20 protein-coding genes are annotated in these 21,529 nt (G+C 63.9%); 4 read left to right on the forward strand and 16 right to left on the reverse strand.

The annotated features are described in order from the left end of the window. Window positions 1-25: 25 nt before the first annotated feature. From Q0030_RS06705 to ugpC, 15 genes are all read right to left on the reverse strand, one after another. Window positions 26-553 carry a carboxymuconolactone decarboxylase family protein gene (locus tag Q0030_RS06705; protein ID WP_298364352.1) on the reverse strand — a complete coding sequence of 176 codons (528 nt, stop codon included), beginning with the start codon at window positions 551-553 and terminating at the stop codon, window positions 26-28. 420 nt (window positions 554-973) lie between these two features. Further along, on the reverse strand, window positions 974-1,333 hold the full coding sequence (locus Q0030_RS06710) for an OB-fold domain-containing protein (protein WP_298364354.1): 360 nt from the start codon (window positions 1,331-1,333) through the stop codon (window positions 974-976). Next, window positions 1,330-2,415: a thiolase family protein gene (locus Q0030_RS06715; protein ID WP_298364609.1), complete on the reverse strand. Its 1,086-nt coding sequence runs from the start codon at window positions 2,413-2,415 to the stop codon at window positions 1,330-1,332. The genes Q0030_RS06710 and Q0030_RS06715 overlap by 4 nt, the downstream gene beginning before the upstream one ends. A 216-nt stretch (window positions 2,416-2,631) precedes the next feature. Beyond that, complete coding sequence (locus Q0030_RS06720) at window positions 2,632-3,798, reverse strand: acyl-CoA dehydrogenase family protein (protein WP_298364356.1); 1,167 nt, start codon at window positions 3,796-3,798, stop codon at window positions 2,632-2,634. An 11-nt stretch (window positions 3,799-3,809) separates the two neighbouring features. Beyond that, on the reverse strand, window positions 3,810-5,009 hold the full coding sequence (locus Q0030_RS06725; protein ID WP_223973067.1) for a CoA transferase: 1,200 nt from the start codon (window positions 5,007-5,009) through the stop codon (window positions 3,810-3,812). A gap of 170 nt (window positions 5,010-5,179) precedes the next feature. Further along, the gene (locus Q0030_RS06730) at window positions 5,180-5,380 is read right to left on the reverse strand and encodes a hypothetical protein (RefSeq protein ID WP_298364360.1); all 201 of its coding nucleotides are present in this window, start codon (window positions 5,378-5,380) and stop codon (window positions 5,180-5,182) included. Window positions 5,381-5,482: 102 nt separating this feature from the next. Next, complete coding sequence (locus Q0030_RS06735; protein WP_298364362.1) at window positions 5,483-7,015, reverse strand: AMP-binding protein; 1,533 nt, start codon at window positions 7,013-7,015, stop codon at window positions 5,483-5,485. 164 nt (window positions 7,016-7,179) lie between these two features. Further along, a complete protein-coding gene (locus Q0030_RS06740) occupies window positions 7,180-8,352 on the reverse strand; it encodes an acetyl-CoA acetyltransferase (RefSeq protein WP_298364365.1) in 1,173 nt (390 codons plus the stop codon). 137 nt (window positions 8,353-8,489) lie between these two features. Then, the gene (gene eda, locus Q0030_RS06745) at window positions 8,490-9,140 is read right to left on the reverse strand and encodes a bifunctional 4-hydroxy-2-oxoglutarate aldolase/2-dehydro-3-deoxy-phosphogluconate aldolase (protein WP_298364368.1); all 651 of its coding nucleotides are present in this window, start codon (window positions 9,138-9,140) and stop codon (window positions 8,490-8,492) included. After that, window positions 9,137-10,093 (reverse strand): sugar kinase, encoded by a 957-nt coding sequence (locus tag Q0030_RS06750; protein WP_298364372.1) that lies wholly within the window; start codon window positions 10,091-10,093, stop codon window positions 9,137-9,139. The genes eda and Q0030_RS06750 overlap by 4 nt, the downstream gene beginning before the upstream one ends. Before the next feature lie 26 nt (window positions 10,094-10,119). After that, on the reverse strand, window positions 10,120-11,106 hold the full coding sequence (denD, locus tag Q0030_RS06755) for a D-erythronate dehydrogenase (protein WP_298364375.1): 987 nt from the start codon (window positions 11,104-11,106) through the stop codon (window positions 10,120-10,122). 52 nt (window positions 11,107-11,158) lie between these two features. Then, window positions 11,159-12,067, reverse strand: a complete 909-nt coding sequence (locus Q0030_RS06760; RefSeq protein WP_298364377.1) for a carbohydrate ABC transporter permease — start codon at window positions 12,065-12,067, stop codon at window positions 11,159-11,161. Then, window positions 12,060-13,019: a sugar ABC transporter permease gene (locus Q0030_RS06765; RefSeq protein WP_298364380.1), complete on the reverse strand. Its 960-nt coding sequence runs from the start codon at window positions 13,017-13,019 to the stop codon at window positions 12,060-12,062. The genes Q0030_RS06760 and Q0030_RS06765 overlap by 8 nt, the downstream gene beginning before the upstream one ends. Before the next feature lie 106 nt (window positions 13,020-13,125). Beyond that, the gene (locus tag Q0030_RS06770) at window positions 13,126-14,448 is read right to left on the reverse strand and encodes an ABC transporter substrate-binding protein (RefSeq protein WP_298364382.1); all 1,323 of its coding nucleotides are present in this window, start codon (window positions 14,446-14,448) and stop codon (window positions 13,126-13,128) included. A gap of 110 nt (window positions 14,449-14,558) precedes the next feature. Beyond that, complete coding sequence (gene ugpC, locus Q0030_RS06775; protein WP_298364385.1) at window positions 14,559-15,626, reverse strand: sn-glycerol-3-phosphate ABC transporter ATP-binding protein UgpC; 1,068 nt, start codon at window positions 15,624-15,626, stop codon at window positions 14,559-14,561. 205 nt (window positions 15,627-15,831) lie between these two features. Here ugpC and Q0030_RS06780 point away from each other — a divergent pair, with 205 nt between their 5' ends. The 4 genes from Q0030_RS06780 (at window position 15,832) to Q0030_RS06795 (ending at window position 20,534) form a co-directional block, all read left to right on the forward strand. Continuing rightward, complete coding sequence (locus Q0030_RS06780; RefSeq protein ID WP_298364387.1) at window positions 15,832-16,860, forward strand: LacI family DNA-binding transcriptional regulator; 1,029 nt, start codon at window positions 15,832-15,834, stop codon at window positions 16,858-16,860. A gap of 212 nt (window positions 16,861-17,072) precedes the next feature. Beyond that, complete coding sequence (locus Q0030_RS06785) at window positions 17,073-18,911, forward strand: IlvD/Edd family dehydratase (protein ID WP_298364390.1); 1,839 nt, start codon at window positions 17,073-17,075, stop codon at window positions 18,909-18,911. A 119-nt stretch (window positions 18,912-19,030) separates the two neighbouring features. Next, entirely contained in the window at window positions 19,031-19,762 is a 732-nt protein-coding gene (locus tag Q0030_RS06790; protein ID WP_298364393.1) for an SDR family oxidoreductase, read from the forward strand. 25 nt (window positions 19,763-19,787) lie between these two features. Next, window positions 19,788-20,534, forward strand: a complete 747-nt coding sequence (locus Q0030_RS06795) for an SDR family NAD(P)-dependent oxidoreductase (protein ID WP_298364396.1) — start codon at window positions 19,788-19,790, stop codon at window positions 20,532-20,534. A 27-nt stretch (window positions 20,535-20,561) separates the two neighbouring features. Here Q0030_RS06795 and Q0030_RS06800 read toward each other — a convergent pair whose 3' ends face one another. Then, entirely contained in the window at window positions 20,562-21,512 is a 951-nt protein-coding gene (locus tag Q0030_RS06800; protein WP_298364399.1) for a hypothetical protein, read from the reverse strand. Window positions 21,513-21,529: the final 17 nt, after the last annotated feature.

Here is a 21,529-nt window from a genome sequence, read left to right on the forward strand (position 1 = left end):
ACAGGTGCGGAGAGAGGCAAAGACCTCAGCTCACCACTTCCGTCACCGGCTGCATGTCGATCTCGAACGTCTCGAGAAACTTCGACGTCATGATGTAGAAGCCGACCGAGAGCTGCAGCTCGATCAGCGCGCCCGGCGTCAGCAGCGCCGCGATCGCCTTGAAGGTCGCATCCGTCGGCTTCTTCAGCTTGACGATCTCGTCGGTGAAGGTCAGCGCCGCGCGCTGCGCCTCGTTGAAGCAGGTCGCGGACTGCCAGTTCTCCAGCGCGGCGTTCTGCTCGTCGGTGACGCCGACATTTTTTCCGATGCGCTTGTGCGCGACGATCTCGTAAGGCGCTTCGCAGAGAATGCCGGTGCGCGTGATCGCGAGCTCGCGCACGATCGGGTCGAGCTCGCCCTTGTGGCGGATCGCGCCGCCGAGCCGGCAATATTGTTCAAAGTAACTCGGCGAATGCGCCATCATGCGAAAGATGTTGGCGTTGCGGTTCTTGTCGAGGATCTCGCGGGTGCGCGGGCTTGCCTTCGCGGGATCAGAGTAGTCGATACGGGCCATTTCCTAACCTTGATCTCTGTCGTTTCTGTCTGGTTCCGAAACAGTATCCGCCGGCCGTCGCAGGAGCAACACGCGCGAGTCAAATTGCCGCCGCATTCCCAGACAACCCTGACACAGTCGATATTCGCTGAGTGGGGACTCATCAAAAGCGAATGCTCGACGCGGGGTGTTCCGAGTACAAAATCTGGCCGTCGTTTGCGCAATTTGCGCAACGATGAGTCACGCCCAAGTCTAGGGGAAACGCATGAAGGAAGCCACCAAGAGGGCGGCCTCGGAAGCGCTTGCGCAAATGCTGGCGGTGACGGCGATGCTCGTCATCGCCAGCTTTGTCTTTTATTGGCGATAGTATCTGTAAGCTTTGAGGGGCAAGAGCGAACCAATTCAGCCTGGTCTTGCGTTCTGACCGGATCACTCAGCCCCTCATTTTGCCTTTGCGAAATACGGAACCAGCCGTCCCGCAAGTTGCGTGAAGCGCGCCAAAACCTTGTCGCCGATGGCGAGATCGTTGTCGCCGTGCGCCATCATGCGAAAGCCCTCGTCGGCATCCACGAGCAGGATATTGTAAGGCACATGCGCCCGGGTCTCCGGCGTTGCGGCGCGGCAGACCAGTGACGTCGCATACACCGTCCCTGCCCCGCTCGCGCGATGCTCGGCGAGATCAGACGAGCCGCAGGCCGCACAGAAGCTGCGGCGGAAATATTGCCGCGCGGCGCAGGCGTTGCAGGTCTGATAGACGATGGCTTCCGCGCCCTTGGTCCAGTCAGCGATCGGTCCACTCATCGCACGCGCTCCAGGAACATGCTGACATGCGAGGACAGCACGCCGCCGTCGCCATGCAGCAGCGCGACCGACGCATCCCGCACCTGGCGATTGTCGGCGCGGCCGGTCATCTGAAGATGGGTTTCGACCAGATGCGCCATCGCGCCGCCGACGCCGCAATGGCCATAGCTGAGCAGGCCACCATGGGTGTTGAGCGGCAGCTCGCCATCCTGATTGAAATGGCCGGCGCGTACCCGCGCTGCCGCCTCGCCGCGCTTGGCGAGGCCGAGGTCTTCCAGCAGCATCGCGAGCGTGATCGTGAAGCTGTCGTAGACCGCGGCGTAGCGCACGTCCGATATCGCGATGCGCGACGCCGCTTTCGCCTTCGCGATCGAAATCTCCGCACCGAGCTCGCTCAATGCGGGCGCGGCCGTGATGTGCTGATGGGTATGCGCCTGGGCGCAGCCGCGGACGCGAACCCGCCTTTCGCCGGTCGGCTCGCGGCTGATCACGCACGCCGCGCCGCCGTCGGAGACCGGACAGCAGTCGAGCAGCTTGAGCGGCATCGCCACCGGCTTCGAGGCCATCACGTCGGCAACCGTGATCGGCTCGTGGAATTGCGCGCCGGGATGCGTCAGCGCGTGCTTGCGCATCAACACCGCGAACTCGGCGAGGTCTTCCTGTGTGAGCCCGTATTCATGCATGTAACGCGTCGCGACCAGGCCGTAATAGGCCGGGATGGTCGGCCCCAGGGTCACCTCGTAGTCCGGATGGCCGACCTGGGCCAATGCCTGGATCGAGGCGTCGCGGCTCTGCCCGGTCAGCCGGTTCTCTCCGCCGACCACCAGCACGTGCCTTGCGACGCCGGCATCGACGAGATGATGCGCCAGCATGGTCATCGCGAGGCCCGTGGCGCCGCCGACCTGCACGGCGTGGGCGTAGGACGGACGAATACCAAAGTGCTCGGCGAACACGGTGGCCAACATGATGTGCGGCGAGACGGTGGAATAGCCGCAGAGGATGCCGTCGATGTCGGCGCGCTTCAGCCCGGCATCCGAGATCGCAAGCTCGGCCGCCTTGCTCATCAGGTCGAGCGAGGACAGGCCCTCATGCTTGCCTTAGGACGTGAGGACGACGCCGGTGACGAAGCACATCGTTATCCCCTCTTCTCCGTCATACCGGGGCGACGCGAAGCGGCGAGCCCGGAATCCATAACCACGATCGTGAGTATGGATTCCCCCGATGCGCAATTGCGCATCTGAGGCCTGCGCCTGACGGCGCATCCCGGAATGACGAGTGGAGAAATTGGTTCAGCATCTTCAATACGACTTCGGAAGGCCGAGCACCTTCTCGCCGATGAAGCTGAGGATCAGCTGCGGGCTGATCGGCGCGATGCGCGGGATCAGCGATTCCCGCAAGTAGCGCTCGACGTGATATTCCTTGGCGTAGCCGAAGCCGCCATGCGTCATCACCGCCTGCTCACAGGCGTGGAAGCCGGCTTCCGCCGCGAGATACTTTGCGGAATTCGCGGCGGGGCCGCACGGCAGGTTCTGGTCGTATTGCCAGCCGGCGCGCAGCACCATCAGCCAGGCGGCCTCGAGCTCCATCCAGCACTTCGCCAGCGGATGCTGGATCGCCTGGTTCATGCCGATCGGGCGGTTGAACACGATGCGGCCCTTGGCGTATTCCGACGCCCGCTTCAGCGCGATCTGGCCGAGGCCGACCGCTTCAGCCGCAATCAGGATGCGCTCGGGATTCATGCCGTGCAGGATGTATTCGAAGCCGCGGCCTTCCTCGCCAATGCGGTCTTCGACCGGAATCTCGAAATTCTCGAAGAACAGCTCGTTGGAGTCGACGGGCTTGCGGCCCATCTTCTCGATCTCGTGCACGGTGACGCGCTTGCGGTCGAAGTCGGTGTAGAACAGGCTGAGGCCGTGGGTCGCGCTCTTCACCTCCTCCAGCGGCGTGGTGCGCGCGAGCAGCAGGATCTTGTTGGCGACCTGCGCGGTCGAGATCCACACCTTCTGGCCGTTGACGATGTATTTGTCGCCCTGGCGCACCGCGCGGGTCTTGAGCTGCGTGGTGTTGAGGCCGGTGTTGGGCTCGGTCACCGCAAAGCAGGACTTGTCACGGCCGTCGATGATCGGCGGCAGCATGCGCTGGCACTGCTCCTTGGTGCCGAACACCACCACCGGATTGAGCCCGAACACGTTCATGTGCACGGCCGATGCGCCGGACATACCGGCGCCGGATTCGGAGATCGTGCGCATCATGATCGCGGCATCGGTAATGCCGAGCCCGGAGCCGCCATATTCCTCGGGGATGCAGATGCCGAGCCAGCCGGCATCGGCCAGTGCGCGGTGGAAGTCAGCCGGATAGCCGCCCTCCTTGTCCTTCTTCAGCCAGTAGGCCTCGTCAAAGCGCGAGCAGATCTTGGCGACGGCGTCGCGGATCGATTCCTGGTTGGCGGAGAGTGCGAAATCCATCTGTCGTGCTCCTATGCCTTCACCACTTTGGCCGCGCCGTCGCGCACCATCGCCGCGATCTCGTCAGCGGAGAAACCGGCCTCGCGCAAAATCTCCGCGCTGTGCTCGCCGAGCCTGGGCGCTAGCCGGCTTGGCTCGACCTTGGTCTCCGACCAGCGCGCCGACGGCGTCATGCTGCGGATACGGCCCTCGGTCGGATGATCGATCACGGGGAAGACGCCGGTCGCCACCATATGCGGGTCCTCCAGCAGACTCTCGAGATCGTGCATCGGCATCACGGGCACGTCGGCCTTCTCGAGGATCTCGTTCCACTCGGCGGTGGTCTTGGTCTGCAGGATGCGCGCGAGCTCGGCGTAGACGACATCGATATTGGTCGCCCGGCCGGCGAAGGTCGCGAATTTCGGATCGCTGCGCAGATCGTCGCGGCCGGTCGCCTTGAAGAAATTCTCCCACTGCTTGTCGTTGTAGACGATCACGCAGATATAGCCGTCCAGCGTCTTGTACGGCCGCCGATCCGGCGACAGATGCCGCGCGTAGCCGCCTTTGTCGAGCGGTGGATCGTAGGTCAGGCCGCCCATATGATCGCCCATGACGAAGCCGGCCATGGTCTCGAACATCGGAATGTCGACACGCTGGCCCTGCCCGGTGCGGTCGCGATGCACGAGGCTCGCGCAGATCGCGCCGACCGCGGTGAGGCCGACGATGCGATCGACCAGCGCGTTCGGCACGTAGCGTGGCACGCCGTCCGAGGTCTGTGCCATCAGCGCCGGTAGCGCGGTGGCGCCCTGGATCAGGTCATCATAGGCGGGCTTGGCGGCATACGGGCCCTCCTGGCCGAAGCCGAACACGCCGGCATAAATCAGCCGCGGATTGACCTTGGCGACGACGTCGTAGCCGAGTTGCAGGCGCGCCATCGCCTGCGGGCGCACATTATAGACCAGCACATCGGCCTGCGCGATCAGGCGCAGCACGGCTTCGCGTCCCGCCGGCTTCTTCAGATCAAGGCAGACCGAGCGCTTGCTGCGGTTGGTGTTGAGGAACACCGGCCCCATGCCGGGATGCCGGGTCGGACCGATCTGCCGTGTCACGTCGCCGTCAGGCGATTCCACCTTGATAACGTCGGCGCCGTAGTCGCCGAGCATCTGGGTGGCATAGGGCCCCATCAGCACGGTCGTCATGTCGACGACCTTGATACCCTGCAATGGTCCCATCGTGCTGTTCGCTCCCGGATGTTGTGGTTACGCAGCTAGTAACGGGAGCTCTTCGCCGAGATCAAGCTGTGCCGGGCGTATGGGCGTATGCGCGGCGGCGGCCGGATCGTTTCCGCGCGGCGGAACGCAGGGCGGAAAGACGAAGCGCGCCACCGCCGGCTCGCTGCCGGCTACTGCCCGGTCATCGCCTCGCGCGCCTTCAGGAACTTTTCCAGTTCCGCGTTCTGCTGCTCGAGCCGCTCGGCAATGCGCTCTTCGACTTCGGCGCCAGCGGCACCCGCGGCCTGCTCGATCAGCTGCCTGATATTGTCCCGGAGGATTGCGATCCGATCGTTCACTTCCGACAGCGACAGGGACGTCTCGATACCCATGGTCCGTTCTCCCGGTGACAGGCGCAAGCAGCTTAGCGCGGCGGGAGGCCGCGGCCTATCCCCTAGCCGATCCCCTCGTTCATCCCTTGGCCTATCCTTGGCCTATCCTTTGGCCATCATCTCCCGCAGCGCGGTCTTCAGCACCTTGCCATAATTGTTCTTCGGCAGGGCATCGAGATAGACATAGCGCTTGGGCCGCTTGAAGCGGGCGATCGAGGCAAGGCAATGCGCGTCGAGCCTGCTGTCGTCGGCGGTGGCGCCCTCCTCGAGCACGACGCAGGCGACGACGATCTCGCCCCATTCCGGATCTGGCACACCAATCGCCGAAACCTCGCGGACATCAGGATGCGTCAGCAGCGCTTCCTCGACCTCCCGCGGATAGATATTGGTGCCGCCGGAGATGATCACGTCCTTGGAACGGTCCGACAGCGTCAGGAAGCCGTCGGCATCGAGGCGGCCAACATCGCCGGTGCGCAGCCAGCCGTCCTTCAGCGTCTCGGCATTGGCCTTCGGATTGTTCCAGTAGCCGAGCATCACGGTTAAGCCCTTGACCTCGATCTCGCCGGTCTCGCCTGCGGGCAGCGGCTTGCCGTCCTTGCCGGTGATGCGCACGGTGACGACGCTCTGGGCGGTGCCGACCGAAGCCAGCCGCTCGAGATAGCGCGGATGATCGCTCGCGCGGTGCCAGTCGCGCGACAGCGCCGTGATCGTCATCGGCGACTCGCCCTGGCCGTAGATCTGAACGAAGCGCTGGCCCATGGTCGCGATCGCATCGGTGATGTCGGCCGTGTACATCGGGCCGCCGCCATAGATGATGGTGCGCAGTCCCTCGCCATTCTCGCCGCGCTTCTTGGCGGCATCGACCAGGCGGCGCACCATGGTGGGCGCCGCGAACATCACGACATTGTCGAGCTGGCGACCGAGGTTGAGCACCTCGTCCGGATCGAAGCCGCCGGACTCGGGAACGACGTGCCGGCCGCCCATCCGGACATGCGGGAAATTATACAGGCCGGCGCCGTGCGAGATCGGCGCCGCATAGAGCGAGGCATCATGCGGCGTCGCCGGATCGACGTCGGCGAGATAGCACAGCGACATCGCAACCAGATTGCCGTGGCTGAGCATCACGCCCTTGGGACGGCCCGTCGTGCCCGACGTGTAGAACAGCCAGGCGAGATCATTGGTTTCGCGCGGCAGCGGCGCAGGTGTCCCCTCGCCGCTTCGCATCGCCTTGTAGGCATCGCTGTCGACCGACAGCATGGTCATGCCGGCGGGACAATCGTCCTTCGCTTCGGTCAGCGCACCGATCGTGTCATCGGACACGAAAGCCAGTTTGGCGCCGCCATTGCCGCAGATCCACGCCGCCTCGCGGCCGTGCAGCTTGGCGTTGATCGGGATTGCCGCGGCGCCGATCCACCAGATGCCGTAGAGGCATTCGAGATACTGCGTGCAGTTCGTCGCAAACAGCGCGATGCGGTCGCCGGCGGCAATGCCGTGATCGCGCGCCAGCGCCGCCCCGATCGAGGCGGCGCGGCGGGCAAAGGTTGCGTAGTCGGCGTCGAGGTCGAAGCCGGTCAGCAGCGCCGGCGCGTCGGGACGCGCCCGCGCCGTCGCCGCCAGCCATTCGGCAATGTTCATCGCAGTAGCCCCAAGCAAACTGTCATGCCCGGGCATAGCCGTCCGAAGGACGGCGTCGCTTCCGCTTGCCTATGCCCGGGCATCCACGTCTATGGCGCCGCATAAAGAAGGAAGACGTGGATGGCCGGGTCAAGCCCGGCCATGACGAATGGAGAGAATGTGGCCTACTTCGCCGGCTCGAGGATCGAGACGTAGTTGGCGACCGCAGCGCCGCCCATGTTGAAGATGCCGCCGATCTGCGGGTTCTTGAGCTGCATGCCCTCGGGCGCCTGCCCGGCGAGCTGCATCGCGCTCATCACATGCATGGAGACGCCGGTGGCGCCGATCGGATGGCCCTTGGCCTTGAGGCCGCCGGACGGATTGACCGGCAGCTTGCCGTCCTTCTGGGTCCAGCCTTCCATGATCGCGCGCGCGCCCTGCCCCTTCGGCGTCAGGCCCATCGCTTCATATTCGATCAGCTCGGCGACCGTGAAGCAGTCATGGGTCTCGACAAAGGACAGATCGGAGAGCTGCAGACCGGCCTTCTGCAGCGCGCGCTGCCAGGCGGTGGTGCAGCCTTCGAACTGCAGGATGTCGCGCTTCGACATCGGCAGGAAATCCTGCGCATGGGCGGTGGCGCGGATGTTCACCGCCTTGCCCATGGTCTTGGCGGTCTCGGCATCGGTCAACACCAACGCGGCGGCACCGTCCGAGACCAGCGAGCAATCGGTGCGCTTCAAGGGACCGGCGACGAACGGGTTCTTTTCGCTCTCGGCGCGGCAGAACTCGAAGCCGAAGTCCTTGCGCATCTGCGCATAGGGGTTGGCGACGCCGTTCTTGTGGTTCTTGGCGGCGATCATCGCCAGCGCATCCGACTGGTCGCCGTATTTCTGGAAATAGGCCTGCGCGATCTTGCCGAACACGCCGGCGAAGCCGCCGACCGTGTCGCCGTCCTCAGGCAGATACGACGCCTTCAGCAGGTTTTTGCCGATCTCCGGACCCGGCGTCCGCGTCATCTGCTCGACGCCGACGACCAGCACGATCTTCGCAGCACCCGCCTCGATGGCGCGAATGCCCTGGTGCACCGCGGCCGATCCGGTGGCGCAGGCGTTCTCGACGCGGGTGGTCGGCTTGAAGCGCAGCGCCGGATTGGCCTGCAGCACCAGTGACGCCGTAAAATCCTGCGGCGAGAAGCCGGCGTTGAAATGGCCGAGCATGATCTCGTCGACATCGGACGCGGCAATGCCGGCATCGGCGAGCGCCTCGTTGGCGACCTTGACGACAAGGCTTTCGACGGTCTCTGCGTCAAATTTTCCGAATGGCGTGTGCGCCCAACCCACAATGCTGGCTGCTGTCATGGTCGTATCTCCCTGTTCCCGTTCGGGAGTTATGTAGCGTATCTCGAGAGCGTTTTCGAGCGAAGTGGATACCGGTTCGCGTAAAGAAAACGCGTCAAAACCAGAATCTAGAACCCCGTTCCTATCGGAACGGAGTTCTAGGCGGCTTTCAGCGTTTTCATCGCCTTCGCGCACATGGCGGTTATGCCCGCCCAGTTGCCGGCGCGGATATCGGCCGCCGGGCACAGCCAGGAACCGCCGACCGCCAGCACATTGGGCTCGGCAAGCCAGGTTGCCGCATTGGCCTCACCGATGCCGCCGGTCGGGCAGACCCTGACGTTCGGGAATGGACCGGCCAGGGCCCGCAGTGCCTTGATACCGCCGGCCTGCTCGGCGGGGAAGAATTTGACGACGTCGAAGCCGTGCGCGAGTGCCTGCATCAGCTCGGAGGCAGTCGCGATCCCCGGCGCGAAGGGCAGCCCGCTGGCAGCCACCGCCTTCAATAACTCGGGCGTCGCGCCCGGGCTGATGCCGAATTTGGCGCCGAGCGCCTCGGCGCGCGCCAGATCGTCACCATTGAGGATTGTGCCGATCCCGACCACCGCATCGGGCACCTCGGCGATGATGGCCTTGGCCGCATCGACCGCGACCGCCGTCCGCAGCGTCACCTCGAGCGTTCGCACGCCGCCCGCGACCAGCGCCCTGGCGAGCGGCACTGCGTCGGCAAGCCGCTCGATGGTCAGCACCGGGATCACGGTGGCCTGGCGGATCAGCTCGGCGATCCGGTCCTGCTTCGATGTCGTTGTCATTGCGAGGCCTTGCGGGATGGTGGGGGACGAGGCGCCTTCTTCGGCGGCATGGCGTAGCGTGGAATGATCGCACCGGGATAGCACACCACGACGCCGGCCAGACGATGGCCGGCGCGCGCCGCCTCCTCAGGCTCGGCGCCGCCGAGCCGCGCGGCGAGATAGGCCGCGGCAAAACTGTCGCCGGCCGCCGTGGTATCGACCACCGGCTTCGGCAGCGGTTCCGCTCTCACCTCGCGCGTTCCCCCGGCCGAACGCACGATGCAGGCGGGCTCGGCAAGCTTCAGCACGACCTCGGGGCTCGAGATGCCGGCAAGCAGCGCGGTGTTGCTCTCGCCGGGATAGAGCGGCGCCAGATCCTCGGTCGAGGCAAGCACGATATCGGCGGTCTCGAACGCGCTGCTGAAGACCTTCCGTGCAAGTGCCAGGTCCGGCCAGCCGCGGGCGCGGAAATTGGTGTCGAACGCAAACCGCGTGCCCAGCAGCCGCGCGCGCTTCAGCGCCGCCAGCAGCCGTTCCCGTCCATCCTCGCGCAGGATCGAGAGCGTGATCGCCGACAGATAGACGATGTCGTAGGTCGCGAGCGAGTTCAGGATGTCGGCCGTCTCGGGCAGGTCCATCAGCTCGCGCGCGGCGGCGCTGTCGCGCCAGTGGAAGAAGCGCCGCTCGCCCTTGTCGTCGGTCTGGATCAGATAGAGCCCGGGCAGCTTGCCTGCCAATCGCGCGACATGCTTGGTGCCGATGCCTTCGCTCGCCCAACCCGCGATCATCTCATCGCTCAGCACATCATCGCCGAGCGCGGTGACATAATCGATGTGGACGCCGAGCCGGGACAGATAGACGGCGGTGTTGAGTGTGTCGCCGCCATAGGAGCGCGAATACAGGCCTCCGGGCTGGCCGCCCGGAGCCTGGCGCAACTCGATCATGCATTCGCCGATGCTGGCGACCCTTGTCATGCCAAGACCCGCGTGCCTGAGCGGAGCTAGGCGGCGAACTTACCGCCCAGCTCGTCCTCGATGTGGATGCGGATGATGTCGTCGAACGTCTTCTCGGCGGTGGTGAAGCCGAGCTTCAGCGCGCGCTCGGTGGCGAAATCGCGCGGCCAGCCCGAGACGATGCCGATGATGGTCGGATCGGGCACCCGCTTGATCCGCGCGGTGACGTTCTTGCCGGCAACGCGCTCAAGCGAGGCGATCTGCTCGCCGACGCTGACGGACATCCCGGGCATGCTGAGATTGCGCCGCGGCCCCATCGCGTTGAGATCCATCGTGCCGGCGTGAACCAGGAAGCCGACCGCCGATTTCGGCGAGGCGTGCCAGTGCCGCACGTCCTCCGACACCGGCAGCACAGCCTCCTCGCCCGCCAGCGGCTCGCGGATGATGTTGGAGAAGAAGCCGGACGCCGCCTTGTTCGGCTTGCCCGGACGCACGCAGATCGTCGGCAGGCGGATCGAGATCCCGTCGAGCAGGCCCTTGCGGGTGTAATCGTTGATCAGCAGCTCGCAAATCGACTTCTGCGTGCCGTAGCTCGTCAGCGGCGTATGGAAGAACTCGTCGCCGATATTCTCAGGGAACGGCGCGCCGAACACCGCGATCGAGGAGGTGAACACCAGCCGCGGCTTGTAGCCGCCGCCGACGGCGCGGATCGCGTCGATCAGGTAGCGGGTGCCATCGAGATTGATCCGGTAGCCCTTGTCGAACTCGGCCTCCGCCTCGCCCGAGACGATCGCGGCGAGATGGAAGATCACGTCGGGCCGCTCGGCGATCAGGGGCGCCGCGGCGCCGACATCGGCGAAATCGGATGCGACGACATTGACCGGGATCGAGGCGTTGGCGGGCTTGGCCGGCGCGACCACGTCCTGCAGGGTCATCCTGCTGATGTCCTGCTTGCCGAGACGGCCCTCACGCAACAGACGCTCGGTCAACTTGCGGCCGACCATGCCGGCGGCGCCCAGAATCAGAATGTGCACGACCCTGCTCCTTTTCTTCTCTTGTTCGAATTCAGATGCGGGCCTTGCGCGCCTATTCCTTCACGGCACCCGTCATCGCCGAGACATAATGCTCAACGAAGAAGGCGTAAAGAATAACCAGCGGCAATGAGCCGACCAGCGCCCCAGCCATCAGCGATCCCCATTTGTAGATATCGCCGTCGACGAATTCGTTGACGATGGCAACCGGTACCGTCTTGTTCGGCGTCGATTGCAGGAATGTCAGCGCATAGATGAACTCGTTCCAGCACAGAGTGAACGAGAAAATAAAGGCGGAGATCAGGCCGGGCACCGCCAGCGGCACGATGATCTTGACCAGGATCTGCCAGCGCGACGCGCCGTCGATGAGCGCGCACTCCTCGAGCTCGTAGGGGATGGTCTTGAAATAGCCCATCAGCAGCCACGTCGAGAACGGGATCAGCAGCGTCGGATAGACCAGGATCAGCGACAGCGGCGAATCGAACAGCCCATAGGCCTGGATCACCGAGGCCAGCGGGATGAACAGGATCGAGGGCGGCACCAGATATGCGAAGAAGATCAGAACGCCGACGGCCTCCGCGCCCTTGAAGCGCAGCCGCGTGATCGCATAGGCCGACAGCACGCTAGCGACGATCGAAAGGAACGTCGCGCCGACCGCGACGTACATCGTATTCCAGAGCCAGCGCGGATACTGGGTCTCAAACAGCAGCTTGCTGATGTGCTTGAAGGTCGGATGAACCACCCAGAACGGGTTGAACTTTTCCATGTCGATGAGCTGTTCGTCCGGTTTGATGGACGTCAGCACCATCCAGTAGAACGGGAACAGTAGCACCACGAGGATGATGAACAGCGGCAGATAAAGCGTAACCAGGCGCCGCGGCAGCGACTCCAGGTAGCTCATGCCTTCGGTGTCATCGCCGGTGTTGGCGGTCGCGGCCTTCGATTGCAAGGTTGAATCAGTCATTGTTCGATCCTTGCTGCCATTTGCGGCGCTGCATTCCGAACCAGGAGATGGCGATAGCCGCCACCAGGAAAGGAATCATCGCGGTGGCGATCGCGGCGCCCTCGCCGAGCCGCCCGCTGATGATGCCGCGCTGATAGCTCAGCGTCGCCATCAGGTGGGTCGCGTTGACCGGGCCGCCGCGGGTCAGCGCCCAGATCAACTGGAAGTCGGTAAAGGTGAACAGCACCGAGAACGTCATCACGACGGCGATGATCGGGGTGAGCAACGGATAGGTGATGAAGCGAAAGCGCTGCCAGCTGGTGGCGCCGTCGAGCGTGGCGGCCTCATAGAGCGACGGCGAGACCGTCTGCAGGCCGGCCAACAGCGTGATCGCCACGAACGGAACGCCGCGCCAGACATTGGCGAAGATCACGCTCGCCCGCGCCCACTCGGTGTCGCCGAGGAAGTTGATGTTGCTGTGAATCACACCGAGCTTGATCAGCGACCAGGAGATGATCGAGAACTGCGAGTCGTAGATCCACCAGAACGCGATTGCCGACAGCACGGTCGGCACGATGAACGGGATCAGCACGATCGACCGGATCACCGCCTTGAACGGCATGTGCCGGTTCAAGAGCAGTGCGAGATAGAGCCCGATCGCGAATTTGATGGCGCTTGCGATCAGCGTGTAGAACAAGGTGTTGAACACCGACAGCCAGAAGATCGAGTCATCCCAGAGCCACTGGTAGTTCTCGATACCGACAAAGGCGCCGGCGCGCCCGATGCGCTCGTCGGTGAAGCTCATCCAGACGCCGAGGCCCAGCGGATAGGCCAGAAACAGGATCAGGAACGCCGCCGTCGGCAACATGAACCAGAATGCCGCCCAATTGCGGTTTCCGCTGAGCCGCGACCAAAACGACGGCTCGCCTGCCGCGACGGCTTGCGCCGGCATCGATGTCTGGACAGTGCTCATTCGCTCTCAACTCCGAATCATGCGGTGACGCGCGACCAATTTGCCGTACGTCACCTCAGATCGCTCATGGACCGGAGCCGGCGCGGCTTCCCGCGCCGGCTGTCACCTAGCGGAAGATGCGCTTGGCCGCGCGTTCGGCCGAGGCCATCGCGGTCTTCACATCCTCACGTCCGGTGCAGTAGTTCGCAAACATGTCGACCACGACAAAGTCGGCGATCGCGGCGGCCGCGTTCTCGCTCATCTGCGCCTCGCCCGCCGGGGTCGACGCGGTCTGAGCCACGCTTCGATAGGGCGTCGTCTTCGGGTCGGCCGTCCAGACAGGATTCTTGTCGTAGTCGAGCAGGAAGTGCGACAGATAGCCCTGCGCCGCTTCGATCCACGGATTGAACTGATCCTGCTCCAGCATGAAGGCGGTGAACGCCTTGCAAGCCTGCGGATACTTCGAGAAGCTGAAGATCAGGATCGGGAAGCCGAGATGCAGCTCCCGTGTCTTGCCGTCGAGACCGGCCGGCAGGTGGGCATGATTCATGTCTTCGGCGATCTGCGGATTCTCCTTCTTCGCCGTGACGTAGATCGAAATGCCGTTCACGGTGAGATGAAGCTGCCCGGCGAGGAACGCCTTGTTGTTGGAGCTGTCGTTCCAAGACGCGGTCCCGGGCACGAAATTGTCGTAGAGGCCCTTGACGTATTCGAGCGACTTCGCGGTTTCCGGCGAATTGACGACGACCTTGTTGTCCTTGTCGATCAGCTTGCCGCCATGCGCCCACAGCGCCCAATGCAGCCAGCCGTTGGCATCGCCCGAGGCGTGGCCAAGCGCCATGCCGGCCGGGGTGCCGTTCTTGTTCATGCCCTTCACGAGATCCGCGAAGCCGGCGAGATCCTTCGGGAACTCCTTGTGGCCGGCCTTTTCCATGGCGGCGACGCGATAGTTGACGAGGCCGCCGGTGGCCGCGACCGGAATTCCGATCCACTTCCCGTTCAGCATGCCGTACGCCTTGCCGGAATCGGCCCAGCCACCGCACTTCTTGCCGAGATAATCGGCGACGTCAGTGACGTCGACGCACTTGCTCGGGAACAGGAACGGCAACGAATAGAGGCCCCATACCATGTCGAGGCCCTGCCCCGTATTGGCCGCGACCGACGCCTTGGGCTGGATATCGTCGTAGGATTCGTTGGAGACGTTGATCGTGATGTTGTTGGCCTTCTGGAAGGCATCGACGATCTTCATGAAGGCCACGTCCTCGGCTTCCACAAAGCGCTTCCAGCGCAGCAGGTTGATCTTGGCGCCCGGCTCCGGCTTCCATTGCGACGTCTGCGCCCAGGCCTTGGCATAGCCGAGCAGCTGATCGCTCGACATCGTCGCCGCGGCAGCCAGCATCGTGGCGCCGCCCTTGAGCAGCGAACGGCGGTCAGTGTTGAACATGGACATTGGCAATTCTCTCCCGATTTTTGGTTGTTGTTCAGAAATGATCCCTGCCGCCTGCAGCCGCGGCCGAAATCCCGGTCGAAATGATACACGGACGAGATGTGCGGTCGGCGTCAGCTATTCAGTCGTTTCCCCGTCGAATCGTCGAACAGATGGACCAGCGCAGGATCCGGCTTGAGCCGAACCTTGTCGCCCGGGTTGAACAGATGGCGCTCGCGGAACACGGCGACGACCTGCTCGCCGCCGAGCTTGGCGAACACCTGGGTCTCCGAGCCGGTCGGCTCGACCACCACGATCTCGGCCTCGGCGCCGTCATCGGCGATGGTGAAATGCTCGGGCCGCACGCCGTAGACGGCGGGCTTGCCGTCGGAGTTGGCCGGCGCCGATTTCAACGGCAATTTAACGCCGTTCGGCCCCTCGAAATAGGCAGCGCCGTTCGCCTTCACACTCCCCTTGAGGAAATTCATCGCCGGCGAGCCGATGAAGCCGGCGACGAACTGGTTCGCCGGCGTGTCGTAGAGCTCGAGCGGCGAGCCCATCTGCTCGACGATGCCGTCATGCATCACCACGATCTTGTCGGCCATGGTCATGGCCTCGATCTGGTCGTGGGTGACGTAGACGGTCGTCGTACGCAGCCGCTGGTGCAGCTCCTTGATCTCGGTGCGCATCGCAACGCGCAGCTTGGCGTCGAGGTTCGACAGCGGCTCGTCGAACAGGAACACCTGCGGATCGCGCACGATCGCGCGGCCCATTGCGACGCGCTGGCGCTGGCCGCCGGAGAGCTGGCGGGGATAGCGGTCGAGCAACGGGGTCAGCGCCAGAATTTCCGCGGCGCGCTTGACGCCGGTCGAGATTTCCTCGGGCTTGGCGCCGCGCAGCTTGAGCGAGAAGCCCATGTTGTCGGCGACCGTCATATGCGGGTAGAGCGCGTAGTTCTGGAACACCATCGCAATGTCGCGCTCTTTGGGCTGGACATTGTTGACGACGCGGTCGCCGATCGAGATCGTGCCGGAGGTGATGTTCTCGAGCCCCGCCAGCATGCGCAGCAGGGTCGACTTGCCGCAGCCGGAGGGGCCGACCAGAACGACGAATTCGCCGTCCTCGATCGGGATCGACACGCCGTGCAGGACTTCAAAATTGCCGAACGATTTCCGCACGTCGCGAATCTGGACCGACGACATCCACTTCCCTCCTCAAATTCCCGACGGCATACGACGAGTGCCGCCACCGCTTTGTTATGTTCCGACCACGCTGGGTGCGCGGCTCTGTTGGACTGAGTTTATTGTCCGCAGTTTATCCGGTTTTGGCAATCGTTCGATTAGCAATCGCTTGGTAGCGCTGTCAATATCGGTTTGTCTGCGACGAACGTCGTGGTATCAGCGGCAAATGGCCCCAAAGCGCATCATGCCAGGCAAGATACGGCTCGCCGAAGTTGCGAAGCTCGCCGGCGTCAGCCCGATTACGGCCTCACGCTTCTTCAGGAATCCGGAAGCGCTCTCGGCCGGCAAACGCGCCCGGGTCGAAAGTGCGGCAAAAGAGCTCGGCTATGTGCCCAATCTCGCGGCACGCGCGCTTGCGTCGCAGCGTACCGAGGTGATCGGTGTCCTGATCCCGTCGCTGACCAACAACGTATTCTCCGACGTGCTGCGCGGCATCTATGACGCGCTCGACGGCAGCCGCTACAGCATTCAGCTCGCCAACACCCGCTACAGCATCCTGCAGGAAGAGCGCCTGCTGCGTCTTTTTCTGGCACAAAAGCCGGCTGGTCTCATCGTCACCGGAATCAACCAGACTGCCGATTCACGGGCCATTATGGAGACTGTCGATTGCCCGATCGTCCAGATCATGGAGACCGGTCCCTCCCCGATCGACATGATGATCGGATTCTCGCATTTTGACGCCGCAAGAGCGGCAATCGGCCATCTGCTTGCACAGGGCTACCGGCGGATCGGCTTCCTCGGCGCGCGGATGGATCCGCGGGTGCAGCGCCGGCTTGACGGCTATCGCGCCGCGATGAGCGATGCTGCGCTGTTCGATCCGCAGATCATTGTCACCACGGCGATTCCGACCTCGGTGACGCTGGGCGGGACGTTGCTTGCCGACCTGCTCGCCAAGGCGCCGGACATCGACGCGGTGTTCTGCGTCAATGACGACCTTGCGCTCGGCGCACTGTTCGAATGCAAGCGCCGGCACATGGCGGTGCCGGAGCAGATGGCGATCGTCGGTTTCAACGACCTCGAATTCATGGCGTCGAGCGAGCCGACGCTGAGCAGCGTGCGCACCAACCGCTACGAAATGGGCAGAAACGCTGCCATGATGGTGATCGAAACGCTGGAAGGGCGCCGGCCCGCCGAGCCCGTCGTCGATCTCGGCTTCAGCGTCATGGAACGGCAGAGCTCTGCGCGGCGCAGCTGACATCCTCCCGACACCAGCCCGTCACAAGGGACACGAAAAATGACAAAATGATAGCGCAACCAAGTCCCTTCAACTAAGGTCCAATCCATCCAGTGAAACACCTGTGCGTGATCGTCGAGGTTTGTAGTGCGCGACGATTTGCACAAGGTAGAACACGTTGAACCAGAGCCCTTGAATGGGCGTATCAAGAATATGCATTGCGGGAGAAACCAATGACAAAACCCCACACCAACGGGCACAGCGCCGCAGGCGAGACCAACAAGGGTAAGGGCCGCCGGCTCCGCTCCCAGGAATGGTTCGACAACCCGCACAATCCGGGCATGACCGCGCTCTATCTCGAGCGCTATCTCAATTACGGCCTGACGCGCGAGGAATTGCAGTCGGGCAAGCCGATCATCGGCATCGCCCAGACCGGCAACGACCTGTCGCCCTGCAACCGGCACCATCTCGAACTCGCCCACCGCGTCCGCGAGGGCATCCGCGCCGCCGGCGGCATCGCGATGGAGTTTCCGACCCATCCGATCCAGGAGACCGGCAAGCGCCCGACCGCGGCGCTCGACCGCAACCTCGCCTATCTCGGCCTGGTCGAGATCCTGTTCGGCTATCCGCTCGACGGCGTGGTGCTGACCACCGGCTGCGACAAGACCACCCCGGCCTGCATGATGGCGGCGGCGACCGTCAACCTGCCGGCGATCGTGCTGTCGGGCGGCCCGATGCTGAACGGCTGGCACGAGGGCCAGCGCACCGGCTCCGGCACCGTGGTGTGGAAGGCGCGCGAGCGACTCGCCGCGGGCGAGATCGACTATGAGCAGTTCATCGAGATCGTGGCTTCTTCGGCGCCCTCGGTCGGCCATTGCAACACCATGGGCACCGCCTCCACCATGAACTCGCTCGCGGAGGCGCTCGGCTTCTCGCTGCCCGGCTGCGCGGCGATCCCGGCACCCTATCGCGAGCGTGGCCAGATCGCCTACGAGACCGGCAAGCGTATCGTCGACATGGTCTGGGAAGACCTCAAGCCGTCCGACTTCCTGACCCGCGAGGCGTTCGAGAACTGCATCGTGGTCAACTCCGCGATCGGCGGCTCGACCAATGCGCCGATCCACATCAATGCGCTGGCGCGCCATGTCGGCGTCGAGCTGTCGATCGACGACTGGCAGAAATACGGCCATGACGTGCCGCTGCTGGTGAACATGCAGCCGGCCGGCTTCTATCTCGGCGAGGAATACCACCGCGCCGGCGGCGTGCCCTCGGTGGTGCGCGAGCTGATCAAGCACAAGCGCATCCACGAAGGCGCCCTCACCGTCAACGGCCGCACCATGGGCGAGAATTGCAAGGAAGCGCCGAAGCCCGACGGCGACGTGATCTGGGGTTACGACAAGCCGCTGGTGAAAGACGCCGGCTTCCTCGTGCTGCGCGGCAATCTCTTTGATTCCGCGATCATGAAGACCAGCGTGATCTCGAAGGAATTCCGCGACCGCTATCTGTCCAACCCGAAGGACCTCAACGCCTTCGAGGGCCGCGCCATCGTGTTCGAGGGCCCGGAGGACTATCACGCCCGGATCGAGGATCCCGCGCTCGACATCGACGAGCACTGCGTGCTGTTCGTCCGCGGCACCGGCCCGATCGGCTATCCCGGCGGCGCCGAGGTCGTGAACATGCAGCCGCCGGCGGCGCTGATCAAACGCGGCATCCTGTCCCTGCCCTGCATCGGCGACGGAAGGCAGTCCGGCACCTCGGGCTCGCCCTCGATCCTCAATGCCTCGCCGGAGGCTGCCGCGGACGGCGGGCTCGCGATCCTCAAGACCGGCGACAAGGTGCGCATCGACCTCAACAAGGGCAGCGCCAACATCATGATCTCGGAGGATGAGCTGCGCACCCGCCGCGCCGAGCTGAAGGCCAAGGGCGGCTTCCCGCACCCGACCAACCAGACGCCGTGGCAGGAGCTCTACCGCCAGACCGTCGGCCAGCACGCGACCGGCGCCTGCCTCGAGCTCGCGACCCGCTACCACGACATTGCCGGCAAGGTCGGCGTGGCGCGGGATAATCACTGATCCGCAAGACCGTCATTGCCGGGCTTGACCCGGCAATCCATCGCTCTTCGAAAGATGGATGCGCGGGTCAAGCCCGCGCATGACAGCAAGAAACATACGAGAACCGAAGGAAGAAACGCATGTCCAATCGACTGAAGGGAAAGCGCGCCGTCGTCACCGCCGCGGCGGCAGGCATCGGGCGCGCATGCGCCGTGGCGTTCGCGCGCGAAGGCGCGACCGTGATCGCCACCGACATCAACGAGAGCGGGATCGCCACGCTCGGCAAGGAAGGCGTCGCCGAGACCGCCCGGCTCGACGTTCGCAGCACCGCAGACGTCAACGGCTTCGCCAAGCGCGTCGGCAAGATCGACATCCTGCTCAATGCGGCAGGCTTCGTGCATCACGGTACCATTCTGGAGTGCTCCGACGAAGACTTCGACTTTTCGTTCGACCTCAACGTCAAATCCATGCACCGGACCATCAAGGCGTTTCTGCCGGCGATGCTGGAAGGCGGAGGCGGCAGCATCGTCAACATCTCGTCCTGCGCGGCGTTGCGGCCGCCGGCCAACCGCTACGTCTACAGCGCGTCGAAGGCGGCGGTTTCACTGCTGACGCGCGCAGTTGCGCTCGACTTCATTACCCAGGGCATCCGCTGCAACAGCATCTGCCCGGGCACCGTGGAAACGCCATCGATGCTGGAGCGCGCAGCTGCCGCGGGCCCGGACGGACGCGAGAAGTTCGTCGCCCGCCAGAAGATGGGCCGGCTCGGCACCGCCGAGGAAATCGCGGCGATGGCGGTCTATCTCGCGAGCGACGAAGCCGCATTCACCACCGGCGTCGACATGGTCGTCGACGGCGGCTTCATGCTCTGACGCCCCCGATCAAAGGCATTCAGCAATGAACAAGATCGATCTCAACGGCCGCTGCGCCGTCGTCACCGGCGGCGCGCAAGGCTTCGGCCGCGCCATCACCGAGCGCTTCGTCGCATCCGGCGCCAGGGTCGCGATCTGGGACTTCGACCAGCCGCTGGCCGAGAAGACCGCCAGGGCGATCGGCGAGAACGTGATCGCGGTCAAGACTGATGTCACCGACCCGGCCGCGGTCGACGCCGCACGCGATCAGACGCTGCGGGCATTCGGCAAGATCGACATCCTCGTCAACAACGCCGGTATCACCGGAGCCAACAAGCCGGTCTGGGAAACCGATCTCGACGATTGGCGCAGGGTGATGCGCATCAATCTCGAGGGTCCCTTCATCTGCTGCAAGGCGATCGTGCCGACCATGATCGGCCAGAAATACGGCCGCATCGTCAACATCGCCTCGGTCGCCGGCAAGGAAGGCAATCCGAACGCCGCGCACTATTCGTCGTCGAAGGCCGGCCTGATCGCACTGACGAAATCGCTCGGCAAGGAGCTCGCGCAGCACGACATCCTGGTCAACGCGGTGACGCCAGCCGCGGCGAAGACCGCGATCTTCGACCAGATGACGCAAGCGCACATCGACTTCATGCTGTCGAAGATTCCGAAGGCCCGCTTCGTGCAGGTCGAGGAGCTCGCCGCGATGGTGGCATGGCTGGCGTCGGAGGATTGCGCGTTCTCGACCGGCGCGGTGTTCGACATCTCCGGCGGACGGGCGACCTACTGAGAGACCTTGGCAAGGTACCCGCCTATCCTACGATTTCGGCACGATTGCCGGCGTCGGGTGTGCGGTTCGCCAATGCGATCTCATCGCCTCGAACACCTGGGTGAAGGGAACGTTAAGGCCACGGAGGCGGCAGACCGCGGTCGATGGAGCCGCCGACGCCGCTCCGTGCGGAGCGAATTTGACCCATGCCGATTTTTCGCGGAGGTCAAGATTTCTGATATCGGCCCAAAGCACTCGCTTTCCGTCGCAATCCAGACCTTCGCGCGACAGGATGATGCTCGGTTGTGGATCGCAAAAATTCCAGACGGCCCCCCCGATGCAGCCAAGGGGAACAAGAGCCAAAAGAAGTAAGCACACGATCTCTCTTGTTTTGATACCGACTTCTGATGTCTTGGTCCATGCGAACACAGGCAACAGAATGAACGCGCCGCCGCCCAACAAATAGAGCGAAATGCTGGGATAGAAGCCAAGCGTGCCGGTCTTCGCATCTTCTGCGTCGAGCTGCAAATCGTATAATCGAAGTGCAAGATAAATGACCGCTAGCAGGACGGGGAATGCACACACCACGAAGGTGAGCGCTCTGCGACTTGAGGCAACCGGAGGTACCCGTGGCAAGCCTTGGAGAAGCGGACCCAGCACCGGTTGACGCCATCGCCAGGCGGCGAGCTGCAGCAAGCCGGCATACATGCCGAGGCCGAAGAACGTCAGGATTGGATGGTTAGTGCCGAGGTCGATGGATGAATTCGCTATGGTAAGTGCAAATATCAGCACTCCCGATATCAGCCAGCCCATTCGGCTCACTTGCGCTTTGAAGTACCTGTCTGCCTCCTTTAGAGCACGCTCGCGCGCGTCGTCGGCGACAATGTAGCCGCTCGCTGCCGGGCCAAAGGGATAGTAGACAGCTTGGCCGGCAGGATCGGTCGTCCATCTCTCGCGATCGCTTTCGACCAACCTCTCGCTTGCCTCGATCGCCGTCAATTGGCAGCCCCTCAGCG

The sequence above is a fragment of the uncultured Bradyrhizobium sp. genome, assembly GCF_947648125.1.
Classification (GTDB): Bacteria; Pseudomonadota; Alphaproteobacteria; order Rhizobiales; family Xanthobacteraceae; genus Bradyrhizobium.